This window comes from Psychrobacter sp. DWR1-2-3 (genome assembly GCF_049896465.1).
Taxonomy (GTDB): domain Bacteria; phylum Pseudomonadota; class Gammaproteobacteria; order Pseudomonadales; family Moraxellaceae; genus Psychrobacter; species Psychrobacter maritimus.
This window is the reverse complement of sequence record NZ_JAFCUJ010000003.1, coordinates 207,645-229,305: the sequence shown is the minus strand read 5'-3', so window position 1 is coordinate 229,305 and position 21,661 is coordinate 207,645. Positions and strand designations below refer to the sequence as shown.

General features: G+C 42.6%; 21 protein-coding genes. 11 read left to right on the top strand and 10 right to left on the bottom strand.

Annotated features, from left to right (window positions below):
• Positions 1-66: 66 nt before the first annotated feature.
• From ACP7AA_RS07295 to ACP7AA_RS07285, 3 genes are all read left to right on the top strand, one after another.
• The gene (locus ACP7AA_RS07295; protein ID WP_426223101.1) at positions 67-1,200 is read left to right on the top strand and encodes an aminotransferase class V-fold PLP-dependent enzyme; all 1,134 of its coding nucleotides are present in this window, start codon (positions 67-69) and stop codon (positions 1,198-1,200) included.
• A gap of 188 nt (positions 1,201-1,388) precedes the next feature.
• Positions 1,389-1,826 (top strand): YeeE/YedE family protein, encoded by a 438-nt coding sequence (locus tag ACP7AA_RS07290; RefSeq protein WP_201564499.1) that lies wholly within the window; start codon positions 1,389-1,391, stop codon positions 1,824-1,826.
• 112 nt (positions 1,827-1,938) lie between these two features.
• Positions 1,939-2,358: a DUF6691 family protein gene (locus ACP7AA_RS07285; RefSeq protein WP_201618990.1), complete on the top strand. Its 420-nt coding sequence runs from the start codon at positions 1,939-1,941 to the stop codon at positions 2,356-2,358.
• A 105-nt stretch (positions 2,359-2,463) separates the two neighbouring features.
• Here ACP7AA_RS07285 and ACP7AA_RS07280 read toward each other — a convergent pair whose 3' ends face one another.
• Entirely contained in the window at positions 2,464-4,128 is a 1,665-nt protein-coding gene (locus tag ACP7AA_RS07280) for an AMP-binding protein (RefSeq protein WP_426223100.1), read from the bottom strand.
• Positions 4,129-4,584: 456 nt separating this feature from the next.
• Here ACP7AA_RS07280 and ACP7AA_RS07275 point away from each other — a divergent pair, with 456 nt between their 5' ends.
• Entirely contained in the window at positions 4,585-6,720 is a 2,136-nt protein-coding gene (locus tag ACP7AA_RS07275; protein ID WP_426223099.1) for an FAD-dependent oxidoreductase, read from the top strand.
• An 81-nt stretch (positions 6,721-6,801) separates the two neighbouring features.
• On the opposite strand, the gene ACP7AA_RS07270 is transcribed toward ACP7AA_RS07275, so the two are convergent.
• The 6 genes from ACP7AA_RS07270 to ACP7AA_RS07245 all read right to left on the bottom strand — a co-directional run bounded on the left by ACP7AA_RS07270 (position 6,802) and on the right by ACP7AA_RS07245 (position 11,182).
• Positions 6,802-7,707 carry a tetratricopeptide repeat protein gene (locus ACP7AA_RS07270; protein ID WP_298905704.1) on the bottom strand — a complete coding sequence of 302 codons (906 nt, stop codon included), beginning with the start codon at positions 7,705-7,707 and terminating at the stop codon, positions 6,802-6,804.
• A gap of 13 nt (positions 7,708-7,720) precedes the next feature.
• Complete coding sequence (locus ACP7AA_RS07265) at positions 7,721-8,194, bottom strand: hypothetical protein (protein ID WP_426223098.1); 474 nt, start codon at positions 8,192-8,194, stop codon at positions 7,721-7,723.
• Positions 8,195-8,256: 62 nt separating this feature from the next.
• Positions 8,257-8,742 (bottom strand): hypothetical protein, encoded by a 486-nt coding sequence (locus ACP7AA_RS07260; protein ID WP_426223097.1) that lies wholly within the window; start codon positions 8,740-8,742, stop codon positions 8,257-8,259.
• A 59-nt stretch (positions 8,743-8,801) separates the two neighbouring features.
• Complete coding sequence (locus ACP7AA_RS07255) at positions 8,802-9,401, bottom strand: hypothetical protein (protein ID WP_298905698.1); 600 nt, start codon at positions 9,399-9,401, stop codon at positions 8,802-8,804.
• A gap of 1 nt (position 9,402) precedes the next feature.
• A complete protein-coding gene (locus tag ACP7AA_RS07250) occupies positions 9,403-9,942 on the bottom strand; it encodes a PAAR domain-containing protein (protein ID WP_426223096.1) in 540 nt (179 codons plus the stop codon).
• 220 nt (positions 9,943-10,162) lie between these two features.
• A complete protein-coding gene (locus ACP7AA_RS07245; RefSeq protein WP_426223095.1) occupies positions 10,163-11,182 on the bottom strand; it encodes a lipoate--protein ligase in 1,020 nt (339 codons plus the stop codon).
• Positions 11,183-11,412: 230 nt separating this feature from the next.
• Between ACP7AA_RS07245 and ACP7AA_RS07240 the strand changes: the two genes are divergently transcribed.
• From ACP7AA_RS07240 to ACP7AA_RS07230, 3 genes are all read left to right on the top strand, one after another.
• Entirely contained in the window at positions 11,413-11,856 is a 444-nt protein-coding gene (locus ACP7AA_RS07240; RefSeq protein WP_087814526.1) for a hypothetical protein, read from the top strand.
• Positions 11,857-11,949: 93 nt separating this feature from the next.
• Positions 11,950-12,450 carry a hypothetical protein gene (locus ACP7AA_RS07235; protein ID WP_087814527.1) on the top strand — a complete coding sequence of 167 codons (501 nt, stop codon included), beginning with the start codon at positions 11,950-11,952 and terminating at the stop codon, positions 12,448-12,450.
• A gap of 14 nt (positions 12,451-12,464) precedes the next feature.
• A complete protein-coding gene (locus tag ACP7AA_RS07230) occupies positions 12,465-13,019 on the top strand; it encodes a YfbU family protein (protein WP_087814528.1) in 555 nt (184 codons plus the stop codon).
• A gap of 246 nt (positions 13,020-13,265) precedes the next feature.
• On the opposite strand, the gene ACP7AA_RS07225 is transcribed toward ACP7AA_RS07230, so the two are convergent.
• Complete coding sequence (locus ACP7AA_RS07225) at positions 13,266-14,864, bottom strand: GMC oxidoreductase (protein WP_426223094.1); 1,599 nt, start codon at positions 14,862-14,864, stop codon at positions 13,266-13,268.
• Between the two features lie 394 nt (positions 14,865-15,258).
• On the opposite strand from ACP7AA_RS07225, the gene trpB reads away from it, so the two are divergent.
• Entirely contained in the window at positions 15,259-16,485 is a 1,227-nt protein-coding gene (trpB, locus tag ACP7AA_RS07220; RefSeq protein WP_426223093.1) for a tryptophan synthase subunit beta, read from the top strand.
• Between the two features lie 97 nt (positions 16,486-16,582).
• The gene (locus ACP7AA_RS07215) at positions 16,583-17,485 is read left to right on the top strand and encodes a DMT family transporter (protein ID WP_298869988.1); all 903 of its coding nucleotides are present in this window, start codon (positions 16,583-16,585) and stop codon (positions 17,483-17,485) included.
• Between the two features lie 49 nt (positions 17,486-17,534).
• On the opposite strand, the gene ACP7AA_RS07210 is transcribed toward ACP7AA_RS07215, so the two are convergent.
• Positions 17,535-18,059 (bottom strand): hypothetical protein, encoded by a 525-nt coding sequence (locus tag ACP7AA_RS07210; protein WP_426223092.1) that lies wholly within the window; start codon positions 18,057-18,059, stop codon positions 17,535-17,537.
• An 81-nt stretch (positions 18,060-18,140) separates the two neighbouring features.
• On the opposite strand from ACP7AA_RS07210, the gene ACP7AA_RS07205 reads away from it, so the two are divergent.
• Entirely contained in the window at positions 18,141-18,692 is a 552-nt protein-coding gene (locus tag ACP7AA_RS07205; RefSeq protein WP_426223091.1) for a hypothetical protein, read from the top strand.
• Between the two features lie 265 nt (positions 18,693-18,957).
• Here ACP7AA_RS07205 and ACP7AA_RS07200 read toward each other — a convergent pair whose 3' ends face one another.
• Positions 18,958-20,091: a hypothetical protein gene (locus ACP7AA_RS07200; protein ID WP_426223090.1), complete on the bottom strand. Its 1,134-nt coding sequence runs from the start codon at positions 20,089-20,091 to the stop codon at positions 18,958-18,960.
• 374 nt (positions 20,092-20,465) lie between these two features.
• Between ACP7AA_RS07200 and ACP7AA_RS07195 the strand changes: the two genes are divergently transcribed.
• A complete protein-coding gene (locus ACP7AA_RS07195) occupies positions 20,466-21,569 on the top strand; it encodes an alkene reductase (protein ID WP_426223089.1) in 1,104 nt (367 codons plus the stop codon).
• The last annotated feature ends 92 nt before the right edge of the window (positions 21,570-21,661 follow it).

Sequence of the window (21,661 nt, the reverse complement as noted above, 5' to 3'; positions counted from 1 at the left end):
GGCAAAATCTCAGCCATGCCCAAAACTCAGTAACCAAATTTTCTCTTATTATACTAGGAGCGTCCTATGACTGCATTACGTCAAGATATTGATCCAAACGGCTTATTAGAATACTCAGTGGTCTATACTGACCGTGCCCTAAACCACATGTCAAAAGTCTTTCAGCAAGTCATGAACGACTTATCTAGCGACTTAAAATCAGTCTATAACGCTGATGCCGTTGCTATCGTTCCTGGTTCTGGTACGTATGGGATGGAAGCTGTGGCGCGTCAATTGGCCAATGATGAAGATTGCCTGATTATCCGTAACGGTTGGTTTAGCTATCGTTGGACGCAAATTTTAGAAAAAGGCAAAATTGCCAAGTCGTCTACGGTATTGACTGCCAATCGTGAAGAAGGTGATACCCCAAAGCCGTTTTCTCCAGTTGCTATCGATGAAGCCGTTGCTAAAATTAAAGCAGAAAAACCCGCCATGGTTTTTGCTCCACACGTTGAAACCTCATCTGGCATTATTTTATCAGAAGACTATATCAAAGCATTGGCCGAGGCTGTTCATAGCGTTGGCGGCTTATTAGTCATTGACTGTATCGCTTCAGGTTGCGTCTGGCTCGATATGAAAGACTTGGGCATTGACGTGCTTATTAGCGCGCCGCAAAAGGGCTGGAGCAGCACACCGGGTGCAGGTTTGGTCATGCTGAGCGCCGCTGCGGTGCAAAAAGTAGACAGCACCGAGTCTGATAGCTTTAGCCTAGATTTAAAACAGTGGTTAAACATCATGCGCGCCTATGAAAATGGCGGTCATGCTTACCATGCAACGATGCCAACCGATAGCTTACGCCAGTTCCGCGATACCGTTAATGAGGCCAAAGAAGTGGGCTTTGATAAACTATGTGCGGCACAGTGGGAGCTTGGTAAGCGCGTCCGTGAAGTATTGGCCGCTAAAGGTATTGAGAGCGTTGCAGCAAAAGGTTTTGAAGCGCCGGGCGTCGTGGTTGCTTATACCGACCGCGATGATATGCATAAAGGGAGCGCCTTTGCTGAAGCTGGCATGCAAATCGCTGCTGGTGTACCGTTAAAAGTAGGCGAGCCTGATAACTTTAAAACCTTCCGCTTAGGTTTATTTGGTCTTGATAAATTGACTGATGTCGACGGTGCGGTACAACGTTTTGAAAAAGCGCTTGATGAAGTATTGGCTAAATAGTTTAAATAATTACTATATTTATAATAATGACTGTATTTATTAAGCTGTTTTTATAGTAAAAAGGATACTGAGCCTGTGTAACGAGGGTTCAGTATTTTTTTACCTATTTATTATATTTTATTATATAATGTATTTATATAAAACGAATTTAAATCTATATTTGATAAAAATTGGCTTAGGTAAACATTATGAGTATACAAATAGACTGGCAGGCATTTACGCCAATCTCCTTGGTAGGCGGTCTTATGCTAGGGGTGGCGACCGTTATTCTGCTATTGGGTATTGGTCGTATTGCGGGTATTAGTGGTATTTTCTCAAGTCTCTTAAAACCCAAGCGCGTTGAGATGTGGCAGGTGTTATTTATCGCCGGTCTTGTTATCTCGCCGTTATTATATCGTTTGGTCAATCCGTTACCAGTGATAGAAGTAAGTACTTCTATACCGTTATTAATTGGCGCAGGTTTGCTGGTCGGCTTTGGCACGCGTTTAGGTTCAGGCTGTACTAGCGGCCATGGTATCTGCGGTAATGCGCGACTGTCACCACGTTCGATGGCGGCGACGGCGACCTTTATGTTGTTTGGTATTGTGACCGTTTATGTTGGTCGCCATGTCTTGGGCTTGATTTAAAAGTCATATAGACAGCACGTTGCGAAGACAGCGATGAATATTGTTTATAACAGCTAATCATAATAGATTGTTATAACAGCTTGGATTAACACATTAGGTGCGAGAAACAAACATGCTAAAAAATATAATTGGATTACTGGCAGGGTTATTATTCGGTTTTGGACTGCTGATATCAGGGATGACCGACCCTGCTAAAGTACAGGGCTTTTTGGACGTCTTTGGTGCGTGGGATATTTCTCTAGCACTGGTGATGGGCGGCGGTCTTGCAGTAGCGATAGTCGGCGTGCAACTGGCTAAGCGACAAAAGAATAGCTGGATTGGCACCTTGATTGAGATGCCAACCAAAACCACCATCAATAAAAAACTGCTAATCGGCGCGATGCTATTCGGTATCGGTTGGGGCTTGGTGGGTATTTGCCCAGGACCGGGTATCGTGCTGCTAGGTACCGGACAATGGCAAGCTTACGTCTTTATCCCAGCGATGATAATCGGCATGCTGGTCTATCAATGGCTTGAGCCAAAGCTTAATTAGTCGTTTGGTTAATAATAGCTAAGCAAAAAGGTCAGCCTACATTCATTAGGGTGACCTTTTTTATACTCAATGACTTAGCATACAAAAAGCTTATATTGCATTGTCCTACGTGGTACTTGGGCTGACTTTTGGCGTCTCATGTGCCAATGATTTTGCCGCCTGACGCAGCTCAAACTTCTGCACTTTACCGGTGCTGGTTTTAGGGATTTCAGCAAAGATAATATATTTTGGCACTTTAAATCCAGCCAAATGCTGCTTGCAATGCGCCATCACATTATCGCGTTGTAAGGTGCTACCAGCATGAATCTCGATAAAGGCGACAGGCACTTCGCCCCATTTGTCATGCGGCGCGGCGACGACAGCACAGCTTTGCACTTCAGGCATTTTATATAAGACGTTTTCGACTTCGATACTAGAGATATTTTCGCCACCTGAGATGATGATGTCTTTAAGCCTATCCATGATTTTGATATAGCCATCAGGGTATTTGACGCCCAAATCACCGGTGCGGAACCAACCATCAGCAAAGGCTTCTTCGGTGGCTTTACGGCTTTTTAGGTAACCTTTCATCACCATATTACCGCGCAGTGCCAGCTCACCCATCTCTTCGCCATCTGCAGCAACTGGCTCAGTAGTCCCTTGTTTAAACAGCTCAAAGCCTGTCATCAAATGCGACGTCACACCTTGGCGTGATTTCTTTTGCGCGCGAGCAGCGACATCAAGCGCATCCCATTCTTCTTGCTCAGCGCAAACAGTGACCGGTCCATAGACTTCGGTAAGACCATAAACGTGCGAGATATGAAAGCCCATCGCTTCCATAGCGGCAAGCATGGTTTCAGACGGCGGCGCACCAGCGACCCAGCCTTTGACTTCATGGTTAATGGCTTCTTTATATTCAGGTTTGCCGCCGGCAATCATATTGTGTACTACCGGCGCTGAGCAATAGTGCGTGACTTTATGCTTGGCAATCAGCTGCAAAATTAAATCAGCGTCAATCTTGCGCAAGCAGACGTTGACGCCCGCGCGCTCAGCGATGGTCCATGGGAAACACCAACCATTACAGTGGAACAATGGCAGTGTCCATAGATACATCGGGTGCTTGGGCATATCCCAATCTAAAATATTGGACACGGCATTGAGCGTGGCACCGCGGTGATGGTAGACCACACCTTTGGGTTTGCCAGTGGTGCCAGAGGTATAGTTGAGCGCGATAGCATCCCATTCATCTAATGGTTTTTCCCAATTATCCAAGCTGTCTGAGCTGGCGATTAATTCTTCATAGCTCATACTACCAAAACGTTCAATATCGAGCGCCGCATCGGTTGCATGAATCACGATTAGATTGGGAAAAGCTTCATCAATCATCTCAGCATGCTCAGCAAATTCGCTGTCTAAGATTAATACTTTGGCTTCTGAATGTTGCAAACAAAAACTTAACGCATTGATATCTAGACGGGTATTAAGCGTGCAAAGTACGCCACCTGACATGGGTACGCCAAAAGCACATTCGACCATCGCTGGGGTGTTTGGCATCATGACCGCCACGGTGTCATTTTTATCAATCCCCAATTTACGCAGACCATCAGCCAATTGACGACAACGGTCATAAGTCTGCTGCCACGTTTGCGTGAGGTTATTGTGTTCTAAATCGTCATAGATGATAGCGGTTTTATCAGGATAAACCTGCGCGCTACGGATGATGAAGTCAATAGGGGTAAGCGGTTGATAGTTGGCAGCGTTTTTGCCAAGACCGGTGTGGAAGTCTGTCATTAGGATAGTCCTTTATCGTATTGCTAGTATTCGATGGTGCAGGGATTTAGCGAAGCGGTTGCTGATACTCAAGAAAACTCGTATTTCGCTGAGTATATGCTTTATATATTTAGCATGTCATAGCTCATGCTTATAGCGTATTTCTATAACAATGCCCTAGCTATTATAGCCAATCGAACTAAAAATTGGGCAGGTTTTGTGGGGTTTGCTTTGCTAAATGCCATAAAATCGAGTCATAAACCAAGTTGCTGAACATTCGCATCAATATATTGCTCACTCATCAGTCGCTTGTCCGCATAGCTGATAAGAATAGCGGTGTGTTAGGATAACGGTAATACTAAATCCCGCAGTTGAATAATTTTGAGAATCCCGATTGCTTTTAAATCGCTTGACTGTATTTATAAAGCCTGACTCTCTTTAGAAGTAATCCCACAAACCATTCATAAGGAAAATGATATGACCGCCAGCCGCACTGCCAACACCATTGAGACCGCCAGCACCAACGAGCACTATCCGCATTTATTTGAGCCGCTCGATTTGGGCTTTACCACGCTTAAAAATCGCATGGTGATGGGCTCGATGCATACGGGGCTTGAAGACCGTTTTTATAATTACGGTAAACTGGCGGCGTATTTTGCCGAACGTGCCAAAGGCGGCGTGGCAATGATGATTACGGGCGGTATTTCACCCAATCGTGAAGGTTGGTTGCTACCGGCTGGCGGTACGATGAACACGCGCGCTGATGTCCTTAATCATCAACGCGTCACCCGTGCAGCGCATAAATATGATAGTAAAATCATCATGCAAATCTTGCACAGCGGTCGCTATGGTTATCATCCGTTTGCAGTGTCAGCAAGCCCGATTAAATCGCCAATCTCGCCATTTAAACCACGTAAGATGAGCATCAAAAACATCGAGCAAACGGTTAAAGATTACGCCCGCTGTGCAAAATTGGCTAAGCAAGCCGGTTATGATGGCGTCGAAATCATGGGCTCAGAAGGCTATTTGCTCAATCAATTTTTATCGCGTCATGTCAATAAACGTACCGATGAGTACGGCGGTAACATTCAAAATCGTATGAAGTTTGCGGTCGATGTCGTTAAGGCGGTACGCGAAGCGACGGGTGAAGATTTTATTATCCTATTCCGCTTGTCAGTGATTGATTTGGTCAAAGACGGTAACGTCATGGATGAAGTCATCACTGTCGCTAAAGCCTTAGAAGAAGCGGGCGTTACCATTATGAATACTGGTATCGGCTGGCATGAAGCGCGTGTTCCGACGATTGTCACCAGTGTGCCGCGTGCCGCTTTTGTTGATTTCACCGCTGAAATTAAGAAGCATATCAATATTCCGATGATGGCCGCCAACCGTATCAATATGCCAGAAACCGCAGAAGAGATTGTCGCCAGTGGTCAAGCCGATATGATTCAAATGGCGCGTCCATTCTTAGCCGATGCCCATTGGGTGAATAAAGCCAAAGATGGTCAAGCGGATCGTATTAATACCTGTATCGCCTGTAACCAAGCTTGCCTCGACCATACCTTTGAAAATAAACGCTCAACGTGTCTGGTCAATCCGCAAGCGTGTTATGAGACGGAATTGGTTTATAAGAAAACCACAAAACCTAAAAAGGTGGCGGTCATCGGTGGCGGGGTCGCTGGTATGTCAGCTGCGCACGTTGCCGCCTTGCGTGGTCATAAGGTCACGTTATTTGAAGCCAAAGATATCTTGGGTGGACAGTTTAACTACGCTAAAGTCATCCCAGGTAAAGAGGAGTTCTTTGAGACTATTCGCTACTATATCAATGAGCTTGAGCACTTAGGCGTTGAGATTAAACTCAATACTAAGGTTGATAAAGCGATGCTAGAGAAAGCCAAATTCCATCATGTCATCGTTGCGACTGGTGTTGTTCCTAGAAGTCTAGCAGGTAAGCTAGAAGGTGCTGATTTACCACAAGTGATGAGCTATGCTGAATTGCTCTCTGGTGAAAAATCTGTCGGTGATACCGTTGCTGTCATCGGTGCTGGCGGTATTGGCTTTGATGTTAGTGAATATCTGACCGCCAAGCATGGTCAGCCATTAGATGAGCTAGGTCCTGAGTTATTAAAAGACCCAAGCTATCGTCCAAAAGCGCAGTCAATTAGCGAGTGGCGCGAAGAGTGGGGCGTGACTGATGATACTAACTATCAAACTGAGGGTGGTTTGATTAAGCCTGAAGCCATCAAGCCTGTGCGCCAGGTCTATTTGATGCAGCGTAGCAAAGGTCGCCTGGGCAGTGGGCTGAATAAAACCTCAGGCTGGGTACACCGCGCCCATGTTAAATCACACGGCGTCATCCAAGTATCAGGCGCACAGTACGATAAAATTACCAATGAAGGTATTTGGATCACCAATAACCAAGGTCAAAGCCAGCTGTTACGTGTCGATAGCGTTGTGGTTTGTGCGGGTCAAGAGTCAGTCGTTGAGCTGATGCCAAACGTTGGCGATGCGCCAGATGCGCAATACCATCTCATTGGTGGTGCAAAATTGGCCGCTGAGCTAGATGCCAAACGGGCGATTCGTGATGGGGCTGAGGTTGCGGCAGCGATTTAGGGTTTAGTTTAAAGTAAGAAATTAAGAAACGGCAGGGAAGCGATTTCCTGCTGTTTGTTTAATTATAAGTTATGACTTTGTTTAGTTCCTCAAGCTATCTTCAATATAACCCAAGGTGAGACCAGTTTCTTGTGTGCTGTAAATGGTAATTCCAGTATCGTCAATTTTATCGTTCATGACCAATCTACCAATGCGATTGCTGGCTTCTTGATTGCCTTGCTCGGCCGCTTTTTTGTACCATTCAAAAGCTTTATCATAATCTTGCGGCACGCCATAGCCATTCTCGTAGAGATCACCAATATTAAGTTGTGCCACATCTAACCCTTGGTCAGCCGCTTTGGTATACCACTCAAAAGCTTTGTCATAGTCTTGCGTCACACCATAACCGTTTTCGTAAAAATTACCAATATTATTTTGAGCGTCAAAAGATCCATTGTTAGCTGCTAATAGATACCACTGCATTGCTTTTTGATAATCTTGCTCAATACCAATACTCTCATGATACATAATCCCGAGATTGAATTGAGCATCAGTGTATCCTTGGTTAGCAGCTTGTTGAAACCATTCAAGTTTTTTTATCTCATCTTGTTCGACAGCAATACCTTCATGATATATAACTCCAAGATCGAATTGAGCATTAGCATATCCTTGGTTGGCAGCTTGCTCGATCCATTCAAATGCTTTTTGATAATTTTGATCTACGCCCAGCCCTTCATAATACATAATACCTAGATAATGTTTAGCAGGAACATAACCTTGATTAGCAGCTTTTTGAAACAGTTCAAAAGCTTTGTCATCATCTTCAGGGACTGAGTCACCTTCATAGTAGGCTAGTCCGAGTTTATATATTTCAGTAGGGGGGCTTTGATTAGATAATATAGGTGTGTTTGAAGACTCCGCTGAACAAGCAGAAGTTATTAAGCTACTGGATAGCACTGTCGCTAGCAATATAGATTGAGTTAAGGTATAGAATTTTTTTTGATACATTTAATTTTTCTTGTCACTCAGGTGTATAAGGATAGTCAAATTTTCTTTGAAAACTTATAAAGTGTTCTTCCTTGTCATCCAAGCCTCCGATTGAAACTACTAATAATTGCTTATCTAACTTGGAGTAAACAGTCTGTTTTAAATTGACGTTATCAGAGTTTAAGCATACCTTCTGACCATCTCTCAAAGTGAAGTAATCTTTATTCGTAGGTTTAATTTGTATTTTGACATGACTACTTACTTCTACATGGGGATCTAATACAACAAGCTCTTCCATTTTAATATAATTAAAATTTATAGGATTTTCCATAACAGTGGCAGAGCTAAACACTGGCATAAAACATAAGTCACCTTGGCTATTTTTAGATATATCAACACTGCCTTCAATAGGAGGCCTATGTGTAGGATAATCTTGAAAACATCCAGAAAGACTAACTACTAAAAGTACAAAGTTTAATTTAAAGATATAGAAGGTATGAGGCTTCATTACTCGATCTAAATACCTTATTTTACTTTTTTGTATCAATAATAGCATCTAGAAATTCCTCATTACTCAAATAGGTAAGGATAGTCAAATTCTTTGTAGAAAATTACCGAGAGTTCTTTCTTGTGATCTAGACCAGCAATTGAGACTGACAATGATTGCTTGTCTAACGGTGTGTAAACAGTTTCTTCTAATTTAGAATTGTCAGAATTCAGACATATTTTTTGTCCATCTTTCAAAGTAAAATATTCCTGATTTCTAGGCTCAATATTTATTTTGATTCGATCCCCTCCTGTTGAATTAGGGTCGGAAATAGTAAGATACTCCATATTTATACTCCTTACGTTTACAGATTCTTCCATAAATGTAGCAGAGTCAAGCAAAGGCATAAAACATAAGTCACCTTTACTATCTTTTAATATTTCAATATCCCCAGTGATAGAAGGACTATGTGCAGGATTATTAAAGATACAGCCAGATATACTAAGTGATATCAATAAAACAATTGAATTTAAAAGGTAATATGAAAAATTATTCATAAGTTTAGTCATATTTTTAAGACCTTTTGAAAAAATTATTGTAAAAAGTTCATAACCAAAGTAAATAACAATTATTTCTTGATTACTGTATCTACTACTATTGAATAATGAGCTAAATATGCTTCGCTACGATTAGTAGCTCTTTGCTTAACTTTGTCAATGACCCCATTCTTCATAGCCCAATAATCCGCAACGATAGACGCTTGTTGTTCAACTCCATAATCAAGTAAATCTTTTCGGACATCAAGCTGATATGTATATGCACCATTTCCTAAACCAATTTTACTTGGAAGTTCTATCAACACTTGCGAAGTACCAGCACGTGTTAATACGGCTTGTCCATTTTGATATTGCCAAACATGAGTCATTTCATGTATAAAGAAATGCTTAGTACTAGCTGAGGCTAAAGAAAAGTCTTTCGTGTAGACATCAGGAGCAAAATATATATTACCATCAGGAGTCATAGCTACTCTCTTACCCTGAAAAAAAGCCCATTTTTTGTCATAGATATGTACTTTAGTGTAATCTATGCTATTACCAAACATTTCTTTAGCAAGGTTTGTTTCACCCGAAGTTAGCTTCCTTCCTATCTCCACATCTATGCATTTATTACCATTGTTATCAGCTCTAGTTAAATGGTAACTACCGCAGCTAATCTCTCTTTGTGCCATGTTATTGGTCCTTACCTACCAATAAATAGATATTTACTTCTGCTGAATAGTTTGCTTCAATTATCTCTGTAAAGCCTTCAACGTTTGTCTGACCCTCAACTGATTTTCCATCATAAACTAGTCTATAATTTGCATGAGCTAATGGTAGTTGAGTAACTTTATCAAGTAATTGAAATCTATCATCGTAAATCTCATCTTCTATCTTTTCATCAAATAAACTATCTACATCCGACTTCGCAAACACTAAAGGCACCGCCTGCTCAACTCCCATTACCTCAAAATTCGATTCACAAAACGACTGCTGACTAGCAATCAGCTTAGCACCGCAGCTGGTGACATCACCGCCGCGTGCAATAGGCGCACCATCGACAATAAAGGATGGGTCACCACTAAGAATAGTGGTGACCTTTTTGCATTTTTTACAGATGACTTTATCGCCTTTACGCGCGACTGGGATACCGTTATGAGTGGTGTGCGGTGAGCCGGAGATGACCGTCCCACCATGAGAGGTCTTTGCGCCGACGGTGATATAGGCTGCCATAGTGCTACCTTGCTTAAACGTTTAAAGTTTGGACTTTTATAGCGGATCTATTATTTGCATCACATTATAGATGGCTACAGCGTAAAATATCAAACTTAAGTTTGTCTAAAGGTATGATTTATACGGTAAGCTCAGTCAGCGTAAGGCATAAAAGCGTTTGAGCAATCGGCTACAAGAGGAACTTGAGTCTCTTTACTTACTATAAATAACAAGCAAAAATCTAACCTTCCATCTGCCCAATCAACCATTTAGACACATCATCAATCTGCGCCACCAAATCCGCATGCGCTTTGCCTAATTCATCAAGGTTGGTTTTGATGTCGACTTTATTATATTTAATGTCAGTCAGCGTGTCTTTTAATAGCTCAATCAATTCAACGTTTAGCGCATCAGAGAAGATGACAACATCGCGTATCACTGCTTGCTTCACATCAAGGTGCAAATCAATAATGCCCCAATCAAAGCGCGTCTCAATATGATGGCTGAATTCAGGGGTTTTGCCAAAGCGCCAATCCCAATCTGCCATTTGCTCATAGTATTTATTTAATGATGGCTCTTTTGCGAGCGTCGCTTCATCCAATTCTTCGACTGGCGTAGTGTCGCCATAATCTTTGTCACGATAGTATTCACAAAACGCTTCGATAATCGCCTCAGATAACGTCTCGTGATTGATGTCTTCATTAAACTCAACCAAGTTAGCGACGCGCGCACGCACGGACTTGATGCCTTTGGCTTTTAGCTTAAGCGGATGCGGATTGAGATAATCGCCCAGCTTTTGCATGTTGGCATTTACCAGTAATGTCCCGTGATGAAAGCTACGATTCGCCGCATGTTTAAAAGCGCTGCCTGATATTTTCTTATCACCGACTTGCATGTCGTTACGGCCAGATAAATCCGCGTCTATGCCTAACTTTTTTAGCGCATTAATAATAATGGTGAAGTTCGCGTCTTGGTCGTAGTCGGCTTTGGGCGACAAAAAGGTAAAGTTGGTATTGTCTAAATCATGAAACACTGCGCCACCGCCACTCTGACGCCGCGCCAAAAACACATCGTCGGCTTCCATCTTATCGATTTTGCATTCTACCCACGGATTTTGCGAGCGCCCAATGACCACGGTCTCGCTATTGCGCCATAAGAATAGCGTGTGCGAGTCGGGATTGAGCGTATTAAATATCCAATCCTCGGTCGCGAGGTTAAACCAAGGGTTGGTAACGCTAGATTTTAAGATGCGCAGTTTCATTACTTGTCCTTTTGGGCAGAGATTTTTAGTTTGGCTTTTATAAATAAGTACTGTCATTGTTGCCGATGCGAGATTGGATTTCAATGGGTGTGTGGTATGGGAGCGGTTTAAGTCTGAGGTTTTAAGAAGTTAACTTATTTTTAGTCTTTCTGTTATGATTATGACTGATATTAAGTAACAAATAGCATTGGTTCAAACCAGCTAACTGATGCATAAGAAGAGGTTTGGTTATGAATGAAAGGATAAAAAACTTAGACACTCCTAAGAAATGTGAGATTTTTGCTAAAAATGCTTTGAATGCAGGCAGAGAAGATTTGGTAAAACAAGCAAAAGAACGAGCTATTCACTTAAAAGCTGAAAATCATGGTGCTGAAACGTCGGCAGAGAAAGAAGCTATAAAAGCAGTCTATGCTTATGAAGAGGTGCTAAGTGCCAAAAATGGTAAGAAAACACGCGCATCTAGAACTTGGCCAATGATTCAAAAATACGGAATAATTAATGCTGTCGAGCGCGCTGTTGATCGTAAATCTGAGACAAAAGGTTATACCGCATTATTAGAGATGGGCTTGGAAGCCTATGCTTTCGAAGCAGTAATACTTCGCTATCCTGAACTATTCTCTGAGAGTGCAGTAGAAATATCTCGACAAAGAATGAATGAGTGGAAAAGTATATAACGATCTCTTGCAACATAAAAAACCATATATTCTCGCTAGTATTATTCTGTTAGATATTGCGTTAGTGAAGTGTAAAGGAAATTCGAGGTATAGATGGAAAGCTTATTATCGATATTTGGTTCGGTTGCATCTATAGGAGCTGCTGTATGGGCATTCTTGGAAGCGAAGAAAGCCGCTGCATCAGCCTCTAAAGCAGAGGAAGCTAGAAACGAAATGATTGATCGAAGACGATTAGGTGAAGTGTCAAAGGTTCATGCACAAACAGATAGAATATTATCTGTCGTTTCAAGAATAGGACCTTCATGCAATACGAAAAATCTTAAAGGTATTGATTTTCATAGTATTGCAAAGGATGTTGAAGAGTATGCAAGGTTTATTAATGAGCAAAGCTCAAACTTTTCTAATGATTTCGTGAACAAGGCTAGTTTACTATGCGATGAGTTGAAAAAAGATATTGAGGATCTATCAGAAGCATCCAGTCCTGAAGTCATAAAAAATGTAGGAAAGCGCATATATTATAAGATAAATAGCTTTATGCCTTTTGTTAAAGATCTCGCTGATGAGCAGCGAGAGTATCCTGTTTCAGCTAAATAAATTTGGTAAATATCATGAAAATTTCAGATGGTGAAAAGCTTATACTTTTAATGCTTAGTGAGCTATATGATCGATTAGAAATTAATGGAGAAATTGAGTCAGAATTTATTCGCTCTGCAATCTTTAGTAACAATATCTGGGCGATACCTTGGAAGTATTCTGGAATACCTTTTGAAGATCAAGACGATCCAGAGATTGTTAAAGAAGTCCTTGATATTTTAGGTATGTGGAGCTCTATAGAATATAGCTATGAACAACTTTCAGAAAAAGAAAAAGAATACTTACAGGAAACTGTTGCTAAGCCATTTGGTGAGAATCCTAAGTTCCCTGGCTTCGATGGTAATAATGAATCATCTTATATGGGGATAGCATCATTCATTGTAAATGAATTGGATCGATTTGAAGAGTTTAAAGGTCGAAACTTCAACTCACATTTTCCTTCTTTAGATGGTCATGAAAGAATGCTTAATATGTTTAAAGAAATACAAGAAACTATGAATTTTGGTCCATTATCTGTTGAAGATTTAGCTAAGATTCTAAAAGAACGTATTCATCCTAGTAGAAGATAAAGTACTATAACAAACAAAAAATACAGGACGATGCTAGAAGGTAACGTGCTTGCTTTTGATGGTATACGTAAACTGGTCATTAATAAAAGTGTGTTGGATAATTTGCTGATAGCATAAAGCATCATATAATATCGATCATTTACTTCAATAAACAATCTCTCACATGAGCAGATAGAAGTGGGTAGCAAGGTCAAATTCATCAAACCCAAAAAACGCTCCTAAAAAGCGTTTTAATCCTACTAAACCCTACCCAAAATCTTCCTTCAGAATAGTCGCCATATTCCGCTCAGCAAGTCCCGTGATAAAGACATATGGATTGACGCCAGCGCTACCGGGGATTAACGCGCCATCTTGCACATAAATGTTTTTGTGCCCTTTGACGCGACCAACCTCATCGGTCGCTTTGCCAAGTACGCAACCGCCAAGTGGGTGATAGCAGAAGTTATCGCCGAAGCCTTTGGTAAACAGCAAACTTGAAGTTGATCCACCATTTACTTTGGCGAGCTTTTCTATCAGCTCTTTAGCAGCATTCACCGAGTATTCGTTTTGCTCGCGTTTCCAGTTCAGCTTGACGGTTTTGCTGGCTTTATCATAGTAATAGTTGCCGCGTTCTGGATTGTCAGTGATGGCGAGATAGAGCGTCGTCCAAGTCTCAAGTCCTAGTGGTAAGGGCGCGAGTTCGGCAAAGATTTTGTACTTTGAGCCACCTCTATCGCCGTCCCACATATTGATGCCTTTGACCGGAATGGTGGATTGGGTGGTGCCAGCCGCGTGGACGAAATTGCGTCCCGTCATGATGTTACCGTTGGGTCCCCAATGTTTGCCGATGTGTTCGTTTAGGTTATTAAGCTTGCCTTCGGCTTGGCTTTTAAGCAGTAACTCTGAGGTGCCAGCACTGCCCGCATTAAGGAAGAGCTTATCGCAAGTGTAATGCTCAACTTTATCCACGCCGCCAGTTTTATTGATGACATGCACTTCTAGGCGCAGTTGCTCATTGTCGAGCGCTTGGATGCTATTAACTTTGCGTAAGGTTTTGACTGTAATGTTCCCCGTTGCTTCAGCGTCTTTTAGGTAGGTTAAATCAAGTGAAAACTTGCCAGCGTTATTGCCATAAATGACTTCGCCGCCCAATGCCGACGCATAGACTTCGCCGCGCGCTTCCTTTTGCATATAATCAAAGTCATAGCTATTACCAAAGAACTCTGTTTTTAGTCCCGCTTTTGCTGCTTGGCGTTCAGCTGCGCGAGTGTATTCATAATGCTCGGACTCATTAAAAAACGATTCAGGGATTTTACTGACTTTCAGATTTTTCATGGCACGGGGAAAATAAGTATCGTACATCTCATTAGAATCAATCCAAGGAAACACTGCTTCAAAATGCGCGCGTCTTGGCTGAATGGCAATCGCGCCATTGACGATGGAGCCGCCGCCATAAGCACGCCCTGCGAATACTTTCATATCGTCGTATTCGATTAAATCCAAAACTCCCGGGTATTTTCTGATAGGAATTGGAATCGGGATAGGGGCGTTTGGCATATTGCTAAACCAGCTTGAGCGTTTATCGACGCTAATCATTTTGCAAAAGGTGTCGTGATTTGGCGTTCTATCCCAGCGCATACCCATCTCAAGTATCAATACTTTATGACCTTTTTCGCTTAATCGTAGCGCTGATACCGCGCCGCCATAGCCACTACCGACGATGATATTGGGAAAGTATCCAGCTTGGGTGATGGTGCTTGGTAGTTTTGGCTGCTTGGCAAGCGTTTGGCAGCCACTCACCGCAGCGGAGGTGCTGATAGCGCCTAAGCTTAAACCCATCGCTTTAATCAGTTGGCGTCGTTGCATGGTGTATCCTAATTTGATATTTAAGCTAAAAAAAGCTCATATTGAATACTATTCGCTTTCGACCAAAAAGGTGCGACAAGGTAAAAGAGCGCTATATTAACAAACAAAGGTTGCGTTGTTATTTCAGTCACACGATTGCTGTAATACTTATAGGCAAATCGGGCTTTCGTTCATCGATTATTCTTGCCAGTTTTTAGTCAATGGTTTAGCTAATGACTTAGCAAATTGTTTTTAGAGTAAGGCGTAAACTTGACCAAATAGAGAATTTACCTTATTATCTTGTTTCAATGTACTAGAACACAAATACATTCAATTATTTTTATCCTTAAAAAAGCTAAATAATTCGGCAAAGACAACAATATTAATATTCCATTTAAAACGATAAGGTTTAACTATGACAACGAAAAATACCGCCACGGGCTACGGTTTACATCAATCCATCTTGCCGAATAGCGAGGGTTTATATGGTGAGTTCGGTGGCAAAATCGGTCATCCTGAGCTTGCCAAAGCCATGAGTGAGATCGAAGTAGGTTTTCGTGAAATTATCAAAGACGACGACTTTATCAAAGAGATGAAGCGCTTGCGTGAGACTTATGTCGGTCGTCCAAGTCCCATTTATCATGCGCAGCGTTTGACCCAGCATTGCGGCGGCGCGCAGATTTATTTTAAACGTGAAGATTTAAACCATACGGGTGCACACAAGATTAATCACTGTTTGGGTGAAGTGTTGTTAGCCAAAAAATTAGGCAAAAAAAAGGTGATTGCCGAGACGGGCGCGGGGCAACACGGCGTCGCATTGGCAACGGCAGCGGCCTTGATGGGTATGGAGTGTGAGATTCACATGGGTGTGGTTGATATTAAAAAAGAACATCCAAACGTCAGCCGGATGAAGATTTTGGGTGCCAATATCGTGCCAGTCTCACGCGGCGCAGGGACGCTAAAAGAAGCAGTCGATAGCGCTTTTGAAACTTATTTGAATGAGCTTGATACCAGTATGTTTGCGATTGGCTCGGCATTGGGGCCGGCGCCATATCCTGAAATGGTCAGCTACTTTCAGTCAGTGGTCGGACATGAAGCACGGGCGCAGTTCTTAGCAACGACGGGTAAGTTGCCTAATAAGGTGGTCGCTTGTGTTGGCGGCGGCTCCAATGCTATTGGCATGTTTAGCGGCTTTTTTGACGATGCAGAGGTACAAAAAATTGGCGTAGAACCTGCAGGTGAGGGCTTGGATACACCCAATCATGCGGCGACGATGTCGCTCGGCGTCAAAGGCGAGATTCACGGCTTTAAGTGTTATGTATTGCTCGATGAAAAAGACGAGCCTGCACCGGTACATTCGATTGCCTCTGGTCTAGATTATCCGGGCGTTGGGCCACAGCATTCGCATTTACGAGACTTGCAACTGGCTACGTATGAATCAGCGACTGATGCAGAATGTTTAGAAGCCTATATGGCGCTATCACGCCTTGAAGGTATCATTCCTGCTTTAGAGTCAGCACACGCCATTGCCTATGCGATGAAAATTGCCAAGGATATGTCAGCGGATGAGACAATTTTGGTCAACTTGTCAGGGCGCGGCGATAAAGATATTGATTTTATTTTGGATAAGGTAAAGCTATAAAAAATCTGCAAACAGTATAAAAAGACAACAGCTCTCAAGCGTTTAAAAAGTTATCATCGTGGTTTTTTTAACGTCTAACGCTTGATAGGATTCACCCATGTCCAACCGCGACCTCATTATTTTTATGACATTGTCCTTTATGTGGTCGCTGTCTTTTATTTTTTACCGTATCGGCGTGCCGGAATTTGGCTCGCTAGCGTTTGCCAGTTTGCGGGTGGTATTTGCCGGTTTAGTGATGTTGGTTTTTGTTTTAATCAGCTCAAAAAACAGAGCAGGCATACGTGATAACTGGAAAGTTTTGACCCTAGTCGGACTATTTTCTGCCGCTATCCCTTTTATCCTGTTTGCCTTTTCAGCGCGCTCGGTCAATGCTGGGGTGTTGGCGGTGCTTAATGCCTCTGTACCGATGATGAGCGGTTTTATCGCCAGCACCTTTTTTAAAGACCGACTGTCAAAAAAACAAATTATCGGCTTAATTATTGGCGTGATCGGCGTGATTATTTTGATGAGTGAGAACTTATTTGGCGGCAGCGGGCAGGGCGCTGAGTCAGGCTCAGGGTTACTGCCGATGGGCTACGCATTATTGGCCTGTGTCGGTTATGCGGTCGGCGCCAATATCACCAGAAACTATTTATACGATGTCTCACCGGTCGCGATTACCGCAGGCTCGCTTATCATTGCCAGTATTATCATGCTGCCGATAGCGGTGTATGAGTTTCCCTATGGCAAAACCATTAGCCTCACTGCTTGGGTATCAGTGATTTGTATTGGTGTCTTTTCAACCGCCATCGCGCTGATTTTTATGAATCAACTCATTAAAAGTATCGGTCCGATGCGAGCGACTAGTATTACCTTAGTAATTCCAATTTTTGCCATTATTTTAGGCTATCTGCTGCTTGGTGAAGCTTTGGACACGCCAGCGATTATCGGCTCGGTGGTGATATTATTTGGTACGTATTTGTCTTTAGAGTTGTCTATCAAAAAGATGCTGAAATCCTAAGATATCTCTTTTATCTTGAATTGATTAGTAGCCTTTTAATCAATGGCACTTATTTAACATCTTCTACCATAATAAATTGAATGGGAAAGGTAATGATGTCAAACGCCTTGGCAAATGGCATCAGTGCTTTCAGTCTTTTTTCTTCTGCTAATACTTTGTCTGGTTGATAATGATAAAACTTTAGCGTGGTCGGTTGCGGCAAGCAATAGGCGAGCGTCTCAATATTTTTCACCGCCGGAGCCACCGTCACAGGGAGGCGCCAGAGATTTTTTGTACAGCGCGTCATACCACCTGCAAAGCCGTCATGACAAGTAAAATCAAACCCTTCAAGCTTAGCCGTTTCACCGGCGGCTAGTAGATGGGTCGGTTTTTCAAACCATAGTATGGTGGCAATGCATCCTTGCTCTGATGTGCAGCCTTGCTCGCCTATTCTTATTCTAAAATATGGCGCATTGAATGCCGGCATGGGCTTAAAGGAAAAATAAGCCAAATCCACTTGCTCTAAAATATCAATAAACTCACGATCTCTCTTGGCGCTCTGCTCCAAATAGCTGCGCTTTTCTCCAGCAAACACAATGGCATGCTCAACGCCTTGAATAGGCGCGGCGCGCCCGCCAAATATTAGGTATCTGGGGTAGAGAACTTACAAGTTATTTTGCCGCCTATCGCTGGCGGTGATGGGGTAACACCGGGACCAGCTACTGATAAGTTGTCCTTACCGTTAGCGGGTAAGACCGAAGTTAAGATGCCGCAGTCGGTCAATTTAGACTTCCAAACGGGTCTTAGCGAGCGTTATCAGCTCTTGGGTATGGTCAACGCACGCTGGGTAGATTGGAGTGCATTCAACGTTACCCCGCCTTTGGCACTAGACGCCACTCAAGAGCCCTTAGCGGCCTATAAAAAAGACGGTTATGCGGTTGAGGTGGCATTGGGTAAGCAGTTTAATCCAAAAGTCTCAGGCGAAGTACGTTTGGGTTATGACCATGGCACCGGTGCGCCGCTCAGTTTATTAGGACCTTATGACTCTATCAAAAGCTTGGGATTAAGCGCGCAATACAAATTGACCGAGCAGCTTAGTGTTTCTGCGGGCGGTCAGTATATGTGGTTTGAAGGTGGTCCAGTCGATACTAAGGTTGATGGTCGGGTGGCCAATATCGATGATGGAACGGGCTACGCACTTGGCATGAAGCTTGGTTATCATTTTTAAAAAATTGACTAGGGCGTGTCCTCATTTTAAAAATGGTGATAAAAATGAGATAAATTGTAGCCAAACAAGGAAAATAGTGCAGTTAATATCGGGATATTACCCAGCTATTTGACGAAGTTTGGCAAAATTTAGCCATTTTTAGACCATTTAGATGTCTATCGATTGAATTGAGGACACGCCCTAAGATTGTTTGTTAAAAATAACGATTAGAACAAGCACTTACTTTAAAAAGCAGGTGCTTTTTTATTGCTTGAAATGCGCTTTATTAATCAACGCTGATATCTTGGCAAAACAGCTCTTCCAAGCATTCTCGATTATCACCCTCAGTATGCCAAATGGATGGTATCTGCATCGCTTGATTTAATCGATAGTAGGTCATTGACCTATAATGCATCTCGTCACCATCTTCATCGGTACTAGGCGCTGGATAAAGCTGTTGACGCTCATTATCGGATAACGCCATAAAGTTAAGATAGTTTTTTGCATCTTTTGCTAAAATACTATCGGGACGTTTGCTGAGTGCAACCATCGTCTGCTTATACTCTGGTTCTAGAAACTCACGAATATCATCATCCGTCCATCCGGTATTGTCTGAGCCAAAAAATAAGTAATAGCGATACGAATCTAGTAGCATCTTTGCATCTTGTACAGCATAGCCATTTGGATAACGCGTTATATAATCTTCCCAAAATACCGCACGCTCAACCAACTCTTCAAAAGAGGTAGTAATGGCGGCATCACTCAAAAAAATGTCTTGATTTTCTATTGCCATCCGCTGGATAAATGCTTTTTGGTCTTGGCGCAAATAAGGGGTAAAAATATCTGCCATTGCTTTCAAATCATGATTAAAGGCATAGTAACCTTCGCCTAAATTGTAAACTCTAACATCAGCATCATTTTGGATGAGGCCAATCAAGTAGCGTACGCGTGGGCTCAGATTGTTTAGTTTTTCTTCCGCTACTTTTTCGCCTTCCTCTAAGGCATTCATCACGTCAAAAAAATCTTGGTCAAATTCTGAATTACTAATATCAGTTTCCTGCCATAAAAAACGCCCATACATCGCTTGATAGTCTTTTAGCAAATTCAATACTTCGGCATTACTGGCCGTTGGCAAACAGGCTGTTAATTGTTTTTGGATGGCATAAATAGCGTCAATCTTGCTGCTGTCATCCACTTTTCCCATGGATTTGCTCAATGCTAAGCAGGTTTTTGCGTCTAGCGCTGAGTCTGTTGCGGTAGTCGTTTTGGTTGCTGATTTTTCTAAGGATGCCTGCTTATTGACTTGTTCTGTATTTTTCGCCTCATTTGCTTCAGATAACGCATCTGATTTGGGTTGGCAAGCGCTCACACCCAAGAGGAAAATGAGTCCTATCGTAAGTGATAATATGGTTTTTTGCATGGACTCTATCCCTTAAGTAAATGCCAAAAAAGTGAAGGCTAATAATGGTGATAGTTATTTATAAAATTGGCAAAAGAAGAGTGGGTGGCGCATATAACGTTTAATAAAATTTCCACTGATTTTATTAGCTTAATACCCTTATAAGGTTATATAAATAATAGCGTTTAAAAGGTTGAAAATATACTTGTGTCGGTGTTTTTGTTTGTAAGTTTTCCTTGGAATCCTCCTCTCTACCCCCTATAAAGAACACGGCTGATAAATAGACGGCTTCATAATGATAAGTGACAATATGATAAGTGACAATGACAAGCGCTATTTATCAATATTTAACCACTGTTAAATCCGTATTTTTATAACAACAAACAAGGCATCTCATGGCACACGATAACTTATTCGAACCCGTAAAAATGGGCACTCAAACTCTAAAAAATCGCATCATCATGGCACCGTTGACCCGCTTACGTGCGGTTGAACCGGGCGATGTTCCTACGGCGTTAGCAAGTGAATATTATGCGCAGCGTAGTGGTGCAGGATTGGTCATTACCGAAGCGACGCAGGTATCTTTTCAAGCAAAGGGCTATGCGGGCGCGCCAGGTATTCATACCCAAGACCAAACGACGGCATGGAAAACCATCGTTGATAATGTTCATGCTAAAGGCGGCAAAATTGTCGTCCAGTTATGGCACACGGGTTTGGTAGCCCACGAAAGCGTCCAACCAGATGGCAAAGCACCTATCTCAGCGTCTGATATCGATGTTGGTGTACGTACCTCATTGCGTGACAGTAATAATCAAGCGATTCGCGTTGCTGCTACACCGCCACGCCCAGCCACGCTTGAGGAAGTGCAACAAGTTATCGCTGACTTTGGGCTTGCGACCAAAAATGCCAAAGAAGCAGGCTTTGATGGCGTAGAGATTCATGGCGCGCATGGTTATTTACTGCATCAGTTTTGGGTTGAGCAAACCAACCAGCGTGATGATGAATATGGCGGTAGCCGCGAGAATCGTGCGCGTTTGACCCTTGATGTCATCGATGCTTGTGTCGCTGCGTGGGATGCTGACCATGTTGGTATTCGCGTATCACCGCTTGGTACGTTTAATAATGTCGAAGCGGGCTACAATGAAGACGAAAACATCTGGCTAATTGAGCAGATTAATAAGCGCGGTTTGATGTATCTGCATCTCTCTGAGCCTGACTGGGCGGGTGGTACGCCTTATAGCCCTGAATTCCGTCAGCGCGTTCGTGATGCTTTTGGGCAGATGATTATTGCTGCTGGTGGCTATACCGCTGAAAAAGCAGAGCAGAACATCAAAGATGGCTATATCGATGCGGTTGCTTTTGGTCGTGACTATATTGCCAATCCTGACTTAGCGGAACGTATCCGTGAAGGTGCGCCGCTTAATGAGCAACATCCGCAAACCTTTTATGGTGGTGGTACGGAAGGCTATACTGATTATCCATTTTTAAACCAAGCATAAATGTTGATCGGATAAATCATTCAACGGGCTTTATTGATTAGGATAAAGTGACAATGCATAAAAAAGCCACCCTGCGATAATCAGCAAGGTGG